This is a genomic window from Antarctobacter heliothermus (assembly GCF_002237555.1).
Classification (GTDB): Bacteria; Pseudomonadota; Alphaproteobacteria; order Rhodobacterales; family Rhodobacteraceae; genus Antarctobacter; species Antarctobacter heliothermus_B.
Genome location: NZ_CP022540.1, coordinates 1,540,932 through 1,553,985, shown reverse-complemented (window position 1 = coordinate 1,553,985; position 13,054 = coordinate 1,540,932). Strand labels below are relative to the sequence as shown.

Sequence of the window (13,054 nt, the reverse complement as noted above, 5' to 3'; positions counted from 1 at the left end):
AATGCCCAGCCCCCGCATCGCCACCCGCGCCGTGATCCTGCATGAGGACCGGCTCTTGCTGGTCAACGCGTGGCGCGATGTGCAATCCGATCTGTGGTGTGCGCCTGGTGGCGGTGCGGAACGGCACGCCAGCCTGCCGGACAACCTGATCCGTGAGGTGTTTGAGGAAACCGGCCTGACCATCGCGGTCGGCGCGCCCTGCCTCATTAACGAATTTCACGACCCCAAGGGCCGCTTCCATCAGGTCGAGGTGTTCTTTCGCGCCACAATCACCGCAGGGGCGCTGTCCGACCTCTGGCAAGACCCAGAGGGCATCGTTCACACCCGCCGCTTTTTTACTCGGACAGAGGTCGCCAAGCTGCGCCTCAAACCCTCCAGCCTGCCCGACGTGGCGTGGGGAACCGGCCTTATCTACGATGCGCTGGAACCGATCATGCGTTAGGTCTCAGCGGGCCCAAATCCTAACAAATGATAAAATCATCGCTGTAACCCATTGATCTGTAACGGGCAGCCCCCTGTCCACGCGTGGGCACCCTATCTGCGCAGCACCGACAGCGCGACGCCGCCCAGCACGACCATGGACGCCACCACAAAATCCGCCGTCAACGCCTCACCCAGAAAAACCATGCCGCCGGCCATCGCAATGACCGGCACGGTCAGCTGCGCCACAGCCGCGATACTGCCCGTCACCTGAGGCAACACATGATACCACAACGCATAGCCCAACCCCGAGGTCACAGCCCCCGAAATCACTGCCAAAACGATGCCCGACACCTCCGGCGCCATCGCCTCGGGACTGACCGGCAGGGCCAGCCCCAACAGGAACCCGATCGGCGCGGCCAAGACAAAATTCGCCCCCGTCGCCAGCAGCGGATCACTCGCCCGCCGCCCGGCCAGCGAATAGATCCCCCACCCCAGCCCGGCCAGCACCATGGCCGCGCCATGCACCAGACTCAGCTCCAGCCCGCCACCGGGCCAAAGCAGCCAGATCAGCCCGCCAAAGGCCATCACGGCCCCCATCCAGCGCAGCACCGGAGGCCGCTCGCCCTCGATCAGGCTGCCGCCAAACATCGTCACCTGCACGGTCCCGAACAGGATCAGCGCCCCCAACCCCGCGTCCAACGCGACATAGGCCACCGAAAACCCGTATATATACAGAACCAGCCCCAACACCCCGGCCACCCGGCCCGGACCGCCCAGCACCACCCGCCCGCGCAGCGCCAAACCCAGCAAAACCAGCACCACCGCACCCGACCACAAACGGATGGTCCCAAAGCTCACCGCATCAATCCCACCCGCCGCCAGCGCGGCCCGGTTCAAGACGGAGTTGGCGGCAAAGGCCACCATGGTCATCGCGATCAGAAGAAGGAGACGCATCAGAATACTCGGGCCAGGATTGAAACCACTGGGGCATTCAAAGAACCGCACCCAAAACGCGCCAGATATCTCAAGGCGCCTCCCTACATGACGCAAAAACCCAAGCTGGAAAACCCATGTCGCCCGCGCGATAGACAAATCTCACCAAACCACGCCAAGACGTCTCTGGACTTGAGCATCCGCCCCGCTTCTTCTGTCCCAAAATATCCCGGGGGGCGACCGAAGGGAGACGGGGGCAGCGCCCCCTCAGGCCACCAGGCTCTCGGCGCGCTTGAGGTCGACCGAAACCAACTGGCTTACCCCCTGCTCCTGCATCGTCACGCCAAACAAACGGTCCATCCGTGCCATCGTCACCGCGTGGTGCGTGATGATCAGAAACCGCGTGTCGGTCCGGCGGCACATCTCGTCCAGCATGTCGCAAAAACGTGTGACGTTGGCATCGTCCAAAGGCGCGTCCACCTCATCCAGCACGCAGATCGGCGCGGGGTTTGCCATGAACACCGCAAAGATCAGCGCCAGACAGGTCAGCGTCTGCTCACCGCCCGACATCAGCGACAAAGTCGACAGTTTCTTGCCGGGCGGCTGGCACATAATCTCCAGTCCCGCCTCCAGAGGATCGTCGCTTTCGACCATCATCAGGCTGGCCTCGCCGCCGCCAAACAGATGGGTAAACAACATCGAAAAATTGCTGTTCACCTGCTCGAACGCCGTCAACAGCCGCTCTCGCCCCTCGCGGTTCAGGCTGGCGATGCCAGAGCGCAGCGTCTTGACCGCCTCTTCCAGGTCCAATTTCTCCGACACCAGCGTGTCGTGCTCGTCCTGAACCTCTTTGGCATCTTCCTCGGCGCGCAGGTTCACCGCGCCCAGTGCATCCCGCTGGCGTTTCAGACGGGACACTTCGGCCTCGACCTTGTCAGAGGCTGGCATTTCGTCCGGGTCAGTATCCAACTGGGTCAGCAAGGCCGCCGGGGACAGGTCCATTTCGTCCAAAATCCGCGCTGCAGCCGTTGTCACGGTTTCGCGCGCCGCCTCGGCGCGGGCCTCGGCGCGGGCGCGGGCCTCACGGGCATCGCCCGCTTGCCGTTCTGCGTCGCGCTCGGTGGCGATGGCCTCACGCAGCGCGCCCTCTGCGGTCGACAGCGCATCGCTGGCCTCTGCCTTGCGCGCCTCAGCGGCTTCCATCGCGTCAGTCAACTCTCCGCGCTGATCCTCCAGCGCGCCGGGAACGTCCTGCGCCTCGGCCAGTTCCGCTTCGCTATCGGCCTTGCGTTCGGCCAGTTCCGTCGCGCGTTTCTCGGCGGTCTCAAGCCGATGCCGCCAACCAGACAGATCCTTGGTGACCTGCTGTGACCGCCCCTTTCGGGCGTCACCGTCGCGGCGCAGTTCGTCATGGGCCGACCGTTTGGCCATCATGGTCATGCGCGCCGCCTCGACCGTCATCTTGACGTCTTCGGCCTGCGCCCGCGCCTCTTCGAGATCGTCCAGCGTGTCGACCGCGCGCTGCGCCTCTGCCAATTGCCCGCGCGCGGCACCGGCTTCATCCTCGTAGCGTTTGACCGACAGCGCAGCGCTTTCAACCTTACCCTCGGACATGTCGCGCTCTGCCTCTGCGCGGCTCAACGCGCGGGCCGCATCGGCCACCGCCTGATCCGCCGTCCGGCGGGCAAGGCGCGCAGTCTTGTCCGCCTCTGTCAGATCGCGCAACTGCGCCACCAGCGCCTCGTGTGCCGCCAGCGTACCGTCGAGCCGGGCCGAAGCCGCTGCCATCTCCTGTTTCAGCCCCTCCAGTCGGTTCAACTGCTCCAAACGCAGTGCGGCGGTCGAGGGTTGATCCTCGGCCCAGGCCCGGTACCCGTCCCAGCGCCACAGATCACCCTCCAGCGTGACCAGCCGCTGCCCCGGTTTCAGCAAGGCTTGCAGGCGCGGCCCATCTTCGGCGTCTACAAGACCGATCTGGCTGAGGCGGCGCGCCAGAACGTCGGGGACAGAAACATGCCCCGCCAACGGGCTGGCACCCTCGGGCAAGGGCTGCGTGTCATCGTAGGACGCCAGTACGACCCAGCCGGTCGGCCCGTCGCCCTCGACCTCGGGCGCGCGCAGATCGTCGGCGAGCGCGGCCCCCAGTGCCTTTTCGTACCCCTGCTCCACCTGAAGCCGATCAAGGATCTGGCCGCCCTCGGCGGTATCGCGGTCCAGCAGCCGGGCCAGCGCCGTCACCTCGGCGCGCAGGGCATTCATCTGGCCCTCTGCTTCGGACCGCTCTCCACGGGCTTCGGCCTCACGCGATTGCGTTTCGGTGCGGGCGGTTTCGGCCTCTGTCAGGGCATCCTCGGCCTCTTCGGCCGCCGCGTGGGCCTCTTCCAGCCGGTCCTGCGCCAGTTCTGCCGATTCGCGCGACAGTGCCTGAGCCTCGCGCGCGGTCTCCACCATGGCGCGTGCGCGCACCGCGTCGGCCTCATTCCGGTCCAGCGTCTTGCGACAATCCGCAAGAAAGCGCTGCGCCGACTGGTGCCGCGCGGCCAGCCGGGCCACATCTTCGGTCTGTTGTTCAAGGTCCGCTTCGCGCGCTTGCAAGACGCTGGATGCCTCTCGCGCGGCTTCATGCGCTTCGGCCAGCCGCTCATCATGCCCTTCAGAGGCTTTTTGCAGCTCGCGCGCTTCCCATTCCAGCCGTTCGATCGTCTCACCGGCGTCGCGGTTCAACCCGGCCTCGCGGTCCATGTCGCGGACCAACTGGGCGATGCGGTTCTGCAAGGTCTCGATCCGGGCGAACGCCTGCTTTTCCTGCCCGGCCAGGGTGTCGCGCTGGACGATCAGCCTTTGGAGGACAGCGGCGGCGATGGCTTCTTCCTCGCGCAGCGGTGGCAAAGCGTCTTCAAAAGTGCTGCGCGTCTTTTCCGCGGTCCGTGCCGCCGTTTCGGCCTGTGCGGCCTTTGTCACCGCCTCGCGTAGCGCGGCATCTGCGACGGCGCGCGCCTCATCCGCCTCGCGCCAGCGCCGGTACAGCAGCATCCCTTCGGCCTGTCGCAGTTCCGTGCCGATGGCGCGATACCGCGCCGCCTGCCGCGCCTGTTTGGCCAGTTGTGACAGTTGCCCCGCCAGTTGCTCGACCACATCATCGACGCGCAGCAGGTTGGTTTCGGTGCTTTTCAGTTTTAGCTCAGCCTCATGGCGGCGCTGATACAGTCCACCGATCCCGGCGGCATCCTCAAGGATCTTGCGGCGGTTCTTGGGCTTGGCGTTGATCAGTTCCGAAATCTGCCCCTGCCGCACCAGCGCGGGGGAATGCGCGCCGGTGGCGGCATCGGCAAACAGCATCTGAATGTCGCGTGCGCGCGTATCCTTGGCGTTGACCTTGTAGGCAGACCCCACGTCCCGCGTGATCCGGCGCACGATTTCCAGATGATCGCTGTCGTTGAAGCCTGCGGGCGCCAGCCTGTCTGCGTTGTCAATGTGCAGGCTGACCTCGGCAAAGTTGCGTGCTGGGCGCGAGGCGGCCCCGGCAAAGATCACGTCCTCCATCCCGCCGCCACGCATCGCTTTGGCGCGGGTTTCGCCCATGACCCAGCGCAGCGCTTCCAGCAGGTTGGACTTTCCGCAGCCGTTCGGCCCCACCACTCCGGTCAGCCCGGGGTTGATGATCAGATCCGTCGGATCCACAAAGCTCTTGAAGCCTGTCAGTCTTATTTTGGAAAAGCGCAAGGTGCCGGTCCGATTCCGTGATGAACCCTCAGCGTGCTCTGTCGAGGCGTCGAGAGTCAAGAATTCGGTGGCTCATATGGCGGACCTTTGCCACTTCTCCACAAGATATTGGGTCACTAACGTCCTTTGCGGCAGGTGAGAGCCCCGGCATGGGTGCCTGCCCGCTGGGAGAGACCGTCAATATCGCTGTAGATCGTTTTGGACCGTCGCGGCCTTTTGGGCGCGGGCCGTCCGTCGCAGGACAGGCCGATCCACATCATGGCAGGGTCGCCTTCGACCCAGTCGGCGCGGCATCCGCTTTGGATCTGCGCGGCGATCCCGGCCTTGCGGGTGACATCCTCAAACCGGGGCAACCATTCAGGAGATGTGCGCGTTGCCTCGACCAGGTTGCCCTGAAACCGCAAGGTAAAACGCGACCCCTCAACCTCCTGTACTTGTGTTTCTGCCCCGTAGAAACCCGGCCTCGCCGCATCACATGCGGCGAGGCCAAGCAGGAGGAGAACACATGATAACCAACGCATGACTGATCCTTCCGCAAACTGGTTACCTAAGAGTTAAGATTGTCCCGACCGACCAATGTATTACAAATTTCCCTTTACATTCTATTTTTTGAATTCATATTACATTCCACAATTGGAATTCTTTATACGTCACAGGAGGCCATTATGGTCCAACCAGCACATCGCCCCGCAGACACCTATTCGCCGCTCTATTTCCTTGGCTCCCTTGGGGCGGGCGGCATCGTCGTCACCTTCTTCATGTTTCTGATGTTTTGGGTGCCGCACCCGACACAGCCGGTCCCGGTGTTCAAGGATATCGCGGCCGCCTGGGTCAATGGCGAAGTGCCCATACAGGTCGCCATCGCGGTTGCCATGGCCGGGATCGCCATCTTTGCCTTTCTCAACATCAAGTCCCTGATCTGGAACCTCCAGTCCTTCAGCGCCTTCCGCAAGACCCCGGCCTACGCCGCCCTGCGGACCTCCAATGCGGAATCCACCCTGCTGGCGATGCCGCTGGCGCTGGCCATGACGGTGAACGTCGGCTTCATCCTCGGGATGGTCTTTGTGCCCCAACTCTGGAGCGTGGTCGAATACCTGTTTCCGCTGGCAATGGTGGCCTTTGCGCTGATCGCTGTCATGGCCTTCCGTTTGATCGGTGTCTTTCTGGGCCGCGTGCTGGCGAAGGGCGGGCTGTTCGACGTGACCGCCCATAACTCCTTCGCGCAACTCACCCCGGCCTTTGCCGTGTCGATGGTGGCCGTCGGTTTTTCCGCCCCGGTCGCGATGAGCACAAATCCCACCACCGTGGGTGTCGCCATGGTGATGTCGACCGTTCTGGGCACCATCGCCATCGTCTACACAGTTGTCGCGGCGATCACCGCCTTCGCCTCGATGCTGCAACACGGCACCGCGCGCGAGGCAGGCCCGACCCTGATGATAATCGTGCCCATCGCCACCGTGCTGGGGATTATGTTCCTGCGGCAGGACCATGGGCTGCACGCCACCTACGACTCGCACGCCAATGCCGGTGAGACCATGGTCTTTCTGGCCCGCCTGATCGCCATCCAGCTTGCATTTCTGGGACTGGGCGCGGTCGTTCTAAGGGCGCAGGGCTATTTCAATGACTTCGTGGTGGGCACCAGAACGTCGCCCGGATCCTACGCGCTGGTCTGTCCCTTTGTGGCGCTGTCCGTGATGCTGCAATTCTTCATCAACAAGGGGCTGGTCGCCGCAGATGTGATTGCGAAATTCGACCTAGCCTATTGGGAGCTGACCGGGCTTGCCATCACCTCACAGGTTGTCGCCATCGTGCTGGTGCTACGCTTGAACCGCCAGCACTTTGGCCACACCCCCGAAACCGCCATTCCGCCGGAATAAACACCTCACCGATTGTCCGGCCGCTTCTAGGGTCGGACCTTTGGGCCCGCGCCCTTTTCTATCGGTTCTGTCAGAAATTGACCTCAACACCGGGGAGTTTCAGCGATTTGATCAGGTCGCGCACCTCTTGCCGCGCTGCGATGTTCGACAGACTCAGGCTACGGACACCGATGTCGCGCAGGTCCAACAGGGTCAGCCCGCGCGGAAACAACTCACGGAAAACCACACGTTCGGAAAATCCCGGGCCGACGCGAAAGCCGATCCGCTTGGCCAGAGTGGCAACCGCCTTTTCCATCTTGGCCTTGTTGATCATCTGTTGCGCCCCGACCCGGTTGCGCAGAACAATCCAGTCCATCGGCGACAGACCGGCCTGAGCGCGCAACTGGCGCGCCGACCAGACCATTTCCGCATAAACCGACGGGCCAAGGATCTTTTCGCCGTCGCCCTCGATCCGGGCCAACAGGTCGAAATCGACAAAGCTGTCATTCAAGGGCGTGATCAGCGTATCGGCCAGAGAATGCGCAACCTGAGCCAGCCGGGTGTAAGATCCGGGGCAGTCTATGATGATGAAGTCGGATTTCTCTTCCAACTCCGCCACCGCGCGGTTCAGCCTGTTGTCTGCCGCCTGCTCTCCGGCAGCAACGGCGGCGGGGTCAGCCTCTGGCAGTTGCATGTAACCGGGCAACGGCAAGTCGCGCTCTTCCTTTTTCAACCACGCACGGCGGTTGGACAGATAGCGGCCCAGGCTCTGCTGGCGCAGGTCAAGGTCCAGCGTCCAGACCCTGTGATCCATGCGGGCCAACGCAGTTGCGACATGCATCGCGATGGTCGACTTGCCCGCACCGCCCTTTTCGTTCCCGACAACGATGATATGTGCCACGCCTGTGCCTCTTGTCTGTTGCGCCACGGCTGACCCGTGGTCCGCTGTTTTCTACGCCTGTGGCCCGAAATAGAGCCGCAACGCGCAAGGCCCGGCGCAGTGGCCGGGCCTCGCCTTGCTTCCAGAGACGTGCCGTCAGTGCAGCTTGGCACCCACGTCGGCAATAGCGTCGTCGATCAGCTTGCCAGCGCTGGCCGGTGTCATCTGTTCTGCCACAACGCTACGAGCGGCGGCAATCGCCACGGAAGCGGCGCGGTCGCGCACCTCCCGGATGGCCGCTGCCTCGGCAGAGGCGATCTGGCTTTCGGCGGCGGCAAGGCGGCGGGTGATCGACTGGGCGATCTCTGCCTTGGCTTGTTCGGCGGCCAGTTCGGATTCCTGCTTGGCGTGCGCAATAATGCGATCCGCCTGGGCCTGAACCTCACGCTGCTTGCGCTCATAGCTGGCAAGCAGGGTCTGGGCCTCTTCGCGCAACTGGCGGGCTTCGTCCAGTTCGTCCTGAATGCCCTCGGCGCGCTTGTCCAGCAAGCCAGCCAGCATGCCGGGCACCTTGAAATAGATCAGTACCGCGATGAACAGCAGAAAGCCCAGCAGCACCACGAAGTCGGTGTTGCCCAGCGAAAAGAATGGGCCAGAGGCCGCCGCCGCAGGTGTGGCCGACAGAGCGGCCAGAACGGGAAGGATGAGTCTCTTCATGGCCTTACCCTTTCAGCTGCGCGTCGACCGCATTCGCGATCTTGGCGTCGTCAGCGGCACCGCCCAGCGCGGCCACGATGGCCCCGGCGGTATCTTTTGCCACGGTCTCGACATGGGCCATGGCGCTATCGCGGATCTCGGCGATTGCCTTCTCCGACTCGACGGCCTTGGCTGCGATTTCCGCGTCGGCCTTGGCGATTGCATCGCCCAAATCGGCCTTGATGTCGTCACGCGCCTTTTGCGCAATAACCTGAGCCTCGGCCCGGGCATCGGCAAGCGCCTTGTCATAAGCAGCTTCGGCGTCTTGGGCCTTGCGCTTGAGATCTTCGGCAGCGGCGATGTCGTTTGTGATGGTCCCCTGACGTTCCGCCAGAACCGCGGCGATGCGCGGCAGGGCGATACGGGCCAGTACAAAGTAAATCACGACAAGCGTGATCACCAGCCAGAAGACCTGGTTTCCGATCCAGTCGCCGCAGAGCTGCGGCATCCCGACGGCGCTGCCGCCGGCGTCAACGCATGCGCTGACAGGCTCGGACCCGTGAGTTTCGGTCGCCATGTTGTCCTCCGTCGGAACTTGTCTCTACATCGGGCGGTCAGGACTGCCTGACCGCCCGCGCGTAAGGATCGTTAAGTTCCGTGGTTTAGACGGCGAACATCAGCAGCAGCGAAACGAGGAAGGCAAAGATGCCCAGCGCTTCTGCGAATGCGATACCGATGAAGAGGGTCGCGGTCTGGCCGGCGGCTGCCGACGGGTTGCGCAGGGCGCCGGACAGGAAGTTGCCTGCAACGTTACCCACCCCGATTGCGGCTGCGCCGGAACCGATTGCTGCCAGGCCTGCGCCGATGTGTGCGAGATCGCCTTCCATTGAGATTCTCCTTACGATTGGAAGTTGAGTATTCGGGTTGTTCAGTCGGTAGGCCGGGTTTTAGCCCGGCCACCGTATCAGTGTGACGGATGCAGCGCGTCCTTGAGGTACACGCAGGTCAGGATCGTGAAGACATAGGCCTGGATAAAGGCCACCAAGACCTCCAGCCCGTACATGGCGGTGATCGCCAGGATCGAGATCGGCGAGATTGCTGCGATGGCTGCAAAACCGGCGAAGACCTTGATCACCGCGTGGCCGGCCATGACGTTGCCCGCAAGACGAATGGAGTGGCTGACCGGGCGCACAAAGTACGAGATCAGCTCGATGATCGCCAGGATCGGGCGCAGCGCCAGCGGCGCGCTCGACACCCAGAACAGGCCCAGGAAACCGGCGCCGTTCTTGACGAACCCAAGGATGGTCACGGTCAGGAAGACCGCCATTGCCAGCACCACGGTCACGGCAAAATGCGAGGTGGTGGTAAAGCTCATCGGCAGCAGGCCAAGGAAGTTGGCGAAGACGATGAACATGAATAGGGTCATGATGTAGGGGAAATACTTCAGACCGTCCTTGCCAGCGACGTCCTCGACCATCTTGTAGACAAAGCCGTAGGCCAGTTCAGCCACCGACTGCGACCGCGACGGCACGATGGCGCGCTTGGAGGTGCCCAAAACCATCAGCAGCACAACCGCCACGATGGCCAGGAACAGCCAGAGCGTCACGTTGGTGATGGTGAACATGCCCACCGTGCCCGCATCGCCGAACAGCGGCTTGACGATGAACTGGTCCATCGGGTGGAACACCAGGCCGCCGTCTGCCTTTTCCGCGCTTTCAGTCGCCATGTCTTTTCCCCTCATCCGCTCCGGTGGCCCGGGCGCTGTCTTCATCGCCCTCACCGGGGCTTTTGCCTGTGGCCCCGCCGGGGCCTGTCCCGGTCGTGCCGGGGCTCATACTCGCCTGCACTTCTTTGGCCGTGCGCAGCATCACCTTGATGCCCGCCGCAACGCCCAGAAGTGCGAACACCACCATCAGGAACGGCTTGGTGCCCAAAAGAACATCGAGACCAAAGCCGATCCCGAAACCGATCCCCAGACCGGCCACCATTTCCGTCACCATGCGCCAGGCGATATTGGCCTGGCTGTAGTGCTCTTCCTGATGGGCCTTGTCGACTTTCCGACCCGCCTTGTAGGCGGTCAGTTTGGCGTCCAGGTCGTCCAGCTTGCGCTTGGGATCTTGGTCGCTCACGTCGGCGTTAGCTCCACTCAGGTTCGCCTTGGTGCTATGTCGCGGCGGGCTTTGAGTCAACACGCGTGAACGACCGGCGCGATCGCCCCTATACCACTGTTATTTAATGACAAAACTGAACACATCCGCTCGCAAGCCATTCCGCCGCAGGTGCCGACAGCGCCCGAGACGCTGCAATTGCACATTCAACTTTGCGGTTGAGTTTTCTTTCCGCCCCGCCCACACCACCTCAAACCGCTACAGGAGACGCCCATGCGCCCCGCCCTTTACCTGAGTTTCTGGCTGGCCCTGCTTGCGGCCCCGATGGTCGCCGAAGAGATCGAGATCACCCAATCCGACGCCCGACTACAGGGGACGTACCTGACGCCACAGACCCCGTCAGCTGTTGCTCTGGTCCTGCCCGCATCGGGGCCAACGGATCGGCACGGCAACTCTGTGCAAGGGTTGGCGACCGACGCCTATCGCCTGCTCGCCGAGGCATTGGAGCCGCAAGGCATCGCCACTATCCGCGCCGACAAACGCGGTATCGGGCAAAGCACCGGCAATCCAAACGCTGTGACCATCGGACTGTACGCAAAGGACGCCGCCCAGTGGATCGACCTTGCCAAGGAGCGCAGCGGCCTGCCCTGCATCTGGCTGACCGGCCATTCCGAAGGCGGTCTGGTCGCGCTGGAACTCGCCCACAGCCGCGACGACATTTGCGGTCTGGTCCTGCTGGCCGCACCGGGCCGCCCGGTCAGTCAGATCATGCTGGAACAACTGCGCGCCGTGCCCGCATTAGCCCCGCATCAAAAGGCGCTGGAAAAGGCGATGGTTTCTCTGATCGCCGGAACCCCGGTCCCGCCTGAGGCCCTGCCCGGCCCGCTGGCCGCTATCTTTGCGCCGCCCATTCAGCCCTTCTTGATGGAACTCTTCGCCATTGATGACCCGACAGTCCAGGCACAGACCATCGACCTGCCGACACTGGTTGTGCAAGGCACCTCTGACTTGCAAATCACCGAAGGCGACGCGCGCGCCCTTGTCGAGGCGCTGCCGCAAGGAACGCTGTATATGGTCGAGGGCATGACCCACGTTCTGAAGTCCGCGCTTGACGACTCGCGCACCGGCAATTTGGCGACCTACAGTGATCCCACGCTGCCGCTGGCTCCCGGTCTGGCCGATCGGATCGGTGCCTTTATCCTCGGCGCGCGATGAACGATCCGCTGGACACCGTCTTTGCCGCGCTCGCGGACCCCACCCGCCGCCGCATCCTTGCGATGCTGCTGGAGGACGACATGGCCGTGACGGACGTTGCCCATCCGTTCGAGATGTCGCTGGCCGCGATTTCCAAACACCTTACCGTGCTCACCAACGCCCGCCTGATCAGTCAGGAAAAGCGCGGCAGGGTAAAGTGGTGCAAACTGGAACCGGACGCCCTGCGGACAGCCTCTGTCTGGATGCAGGGCTTTGGCCAGTTTGAGCCGGTCAATCTGGACGCGTTTGAACGGTTCTTAGAACAGGAATTGCCAAATGAAGACCACGACGCCGGGAGCTAAAGCAACGGCGGCACGCCTTTAGGCAGGCTCCGGCACAGCGGCCAATTCATCATATCCCGACAGGGAAATCTTCATACTCTCAGGCACCTGCGGTCCCTGGTCGGTGATCCATAGCGGCAAAGCCATCAGCTTGACCGCCTCCAGCCCCAGTGCAGGCACGTTCCAGCCCATCGAATGCCCCATCGCCAGCCGTACGCCCGGGCGTGGGTTCAGCCCCGGCGTCACCTTGCGCAACCCCATCTTGAGGTGATGCGCAATATCCCAGCACTGCACCATGCCGTCGTGGCGGGTTACAACCCAGCAATGCCCGTCTTCCGCCCAGTCACGCTTGGTCTCAGGCACAAAGAGCCCATAGATATAGCCTGCCTCATACCCGGCGCTGCGCAGCCCCGCGATCAGATAGGCGTTGATATCCACACAGGATCCGGTGGTCATGTCACACAGGTGCGGGATCTCGTCAAAGCCGTCGTAAAAGCGGTCTTCGGGATGCCCATAGTCAAAGATTCCCGCGACATGGTCGACGATCGCTTGCAGCCCTGCCAGACCGCCCCCTGCTGATTGTGCGATCTCAACGGTTTCACCGGCCATGCCGCTGGCCGCACGAGTAAAGCGGTTGTCAAAGGTCGAGAACATCTCTTGAGGATAGGGACCTCCGCCCGGTGCAAATTGCCAGCGCAAGACGACCTCATCGGCCTCTGGCTCGCCCAGAGCGAGATGCTGAGAGACATTTGCCGCGCATACCGTATTCATCCGCGCGCCTGTCGCAGTAAAACTGACCGGCGAGCTTTGTGGCGTCACCATGCCCATCGGCGCAGTAAACTGGCCCGGCTGCGCCGGAAATCGCATTGTCACTTCGATCATATCACACTCCTGCGGCCT

14 protein-coding genes are annotated in these 13,054 nt (G+C 63.0%); 4 read left to right on the top strand and 10 right to left on the bottom strand.

All coding sequences use genetic code 11. The annotated features are described in order from the left end of the window. The first annotated feature begins 1 nt into the window (after nucleotide 1). Nucleotides 2–442 (top strand): NUDIX domain-containing protein, encoded by a 441-nt coding sequence (locus tag ANTHELSMS3_RS07350; RefSeq protein ID WP_094034305.1) that lies wholly within the window; start codon nucleotides 2–4, stop codon nucleotides 440–442. A gap of 92 nt (nucleotides 443–534) precedes the next feature. Here ANTHELSMS3_RS07350 and ANTHELSMS3_RS07345 read toward each other — a convergent pair whose 3' ends face one another. The 3 genes from ANTHELSMS3_RS07345 to ANTHELSMS3_RS07335 all read right to left on the bottom strand — a co-directional run bounded on the left by ANTHELSMS3_RS07345 (nucleotide 535) and on the right by ANTHELSMS3_RS07335 (nucleotide 5,600). Then, a complete protein-coding gene (locus tag ANTHELSMS3_RS07345; protein WP_094034304.1) occupies nucleotides 535–1,377 on the bottom strand; it encodes a DMT family transporter in 843 nt (280 codons plus the stop codon). Between the two features lie 246 nt (nucleotides 1,378–1,623). Further along, nucleotides 1,624–5,079 carry a chromosome segregation protein SMC gene (gene smc / locus ANTHELSMS3_RS07340; RefSeq protein WP_094034303.1) on the bottom strand — a complete coding sequence of 1,152 codons (3,456 nt, stop codon included), beginning with the start codon at nucleotides 5,077–5,079 and terminating at the stop codon, nucleotides 1,624–1,626. Between the two features lie 116 nt (nucleotides 5,080–5,195). Further along, nucleotides 5,196–5,600 (bottom strand): hypothetical protein, encoded by a 405-nt coding sequence (locus tag ANTHELSMS3_RS07335; RefSeq protein WP_157733434.1) that lies wholly within the window; start codon nucleotides 5,598–5,600, stop codon nucleotides 5,196–5,198. A 144-nt stretch (nucleotides 5,601–5,744) separates the two neighbouring features. On the opposite strand from ANTHELSMS3_RS07335, the gene ANTHELSMS3_RS07330 reads away from it, so the two are divergent. Further along, nucleotides 5,745–6,956 (top strand): TsoY family (seleno)protein, encoded by a 1,212-nt coding sequence (locus tag ANTHELSMS3_RS07330; protein ID WP_094034301.1) that lies wholly within the window; start codon nucleotides 5,745–5,747, stop codon nucleotides 6,954–6,956. Nucleotides 6,957–7,026: 70 nt separating this feature from the next. On the opposite strand, the gene ANTHELSMS3_RS07325 is transcribed toward ANTHELSMS3_RS07330, so the two are convergent. The 6 genes from ANTHELSMS3_RS07325 to ANTHELSMS3_RS07300 all read right to left on the bottom strand — a co-directional run bounded on the left by ANTHELSMS3_RS07325 (nucleotide 7,027) and on the right by ANTHELSMS3_RS07300 (nucleotide 10,640). Continuing rightward, on the bottom strand, nucleotides 7,027–7,836 hold the full coding sequence (locus ANTHELSMS3_RS07325; protein ID WP_094034300.1) for a division plane positioning ATPase MipZ: 810 nt from the start codon (nucleotides 7,834–7,836) through the stop codon (nucleotides 7,027–7,029). 135 nt (nucleotides 7,837–7,971) lie between these two features. Then, on the bottom strand, nucleotides 7,972–8,532 hold the full coding sequence (locus ANTHELSMS3_RS07320; RefSeq protein ID WP_094034299.1) for a F0F1 ATP synthase subunit B: 561 nt from the start codon (nucleotides 8,530–8,532) through the stop codon (nucleotides 7,972–7,974). A 4-nt stretch (nucleotides 8,533–8,536) separates the two neighbouring features. Next, nucleotides 8,537–9,088, bottom strand: coding sequence for a F0F1 ATP synthase subunit B' (locus tag ANTHELSMS3_RS07315; RefSeq protein ID WP_094034298.1), 552 nt, complete (start codon nucleotides 9,086–9,088; stop codon nucleotides 8,537–8,539). 85 nt (nucleotides 9,089–9,173) lie between these two features. Next, a complete protein-coding gene (locus ANTHELSMS3_RS07310; RefSeq protein WP_089276753.1) occupies nucleotides 9,174–9,398 on the bottom strand; it encodes a F0F1 ATP synthase subunit C in 225 nt (74 codons plus the stop codon). A 77-nt stretch (nucleotides 9,399–9,475) separates the two neighbouring features. Next, nucleotides 9,476–10,237 carry a F0F1 ATP synthase subunit A gene (locus tag ANTHELSMS3_RS07305; RefSeq protein WP_094034297.1) on the bottom strand — a complete coding sequence of 254 codons (762 nt, stop codon included), beginning with the start codon at nucleotides 10,235–10,237 and terminating at the stop codon, nucleotides 9,476–9,478. Next, nucleotides 10,227–10,640: an AtpZ/AtpI family protein gene (locus tag ANTHELSMS3_RS07300; RefSeq protein WP_094034296.1), complete on the bottom strand. Its 414-nt coding sequence runs from the start codon at nucleotides 10,638–10,640 to the stop codon at nucleotides 10,227–10,229. The genes ANTHELSMS3_RS07305 and ANTHELSMS3_RS07300 overlap by 11 nt, the downstream gene beginning before the upstream one ends. A 252-nt stretch (nucleotides 10,641–10,892) precedes the next feature. Between ANTHELSMS3_RS07300 and ANTHELSMS3_RS07295 the strand changes: the two genes are divergently transcribed. Then, complete coding sequence (locus tag ANTHELSMS3_RS07295; RefSeq protein WP_094034295.1) at nucleotides 10,893–11,834, top strand: alpha/beta hydrolase; 942 nt, start codon at nucleotides 10,893–10,895, stop codon at nucleotides 11,832–11,834. Next, the gene (locus tag ANTHELSMS3_RS07290; RefSeq protein WP_094034294.1) at nucleotides 11,831–12,175 is read left to right on the top strand and encodes an ArsR/SmtB family transcription factor; all 345 of its coding nucleotides are present in this window, start codon (nucleotides 11,831–11,833) and stop codon (nucleotides 12,173–12,175) included. The genes ANTHELSMS3_RS07295 and ANTHELSMS3_RS07290 overlap by 4 nt, the downstream gene beginning before the upstream one ends. An 18-nt stretch (nucleotides 12,176–12,193) precedes the next feature. Here ANTHELSMS3_RS07290 and ANTHELSMS3_RS07285 read toward each other — a convergent pair whose 3' ends face one another. Then, a complete protein-coding gene (locus ANTHELSMS3_RS07285; protein ID WP_094034293.1) occupies nucleotides 12,194–13,036 on the bottom strand; it encodes a transglutaminase-like domain-containing protein in 843 nt (280 codons plus the stop codon). Nucleotides 13,037–13,054: the final 18 nt, after the last annotated feature.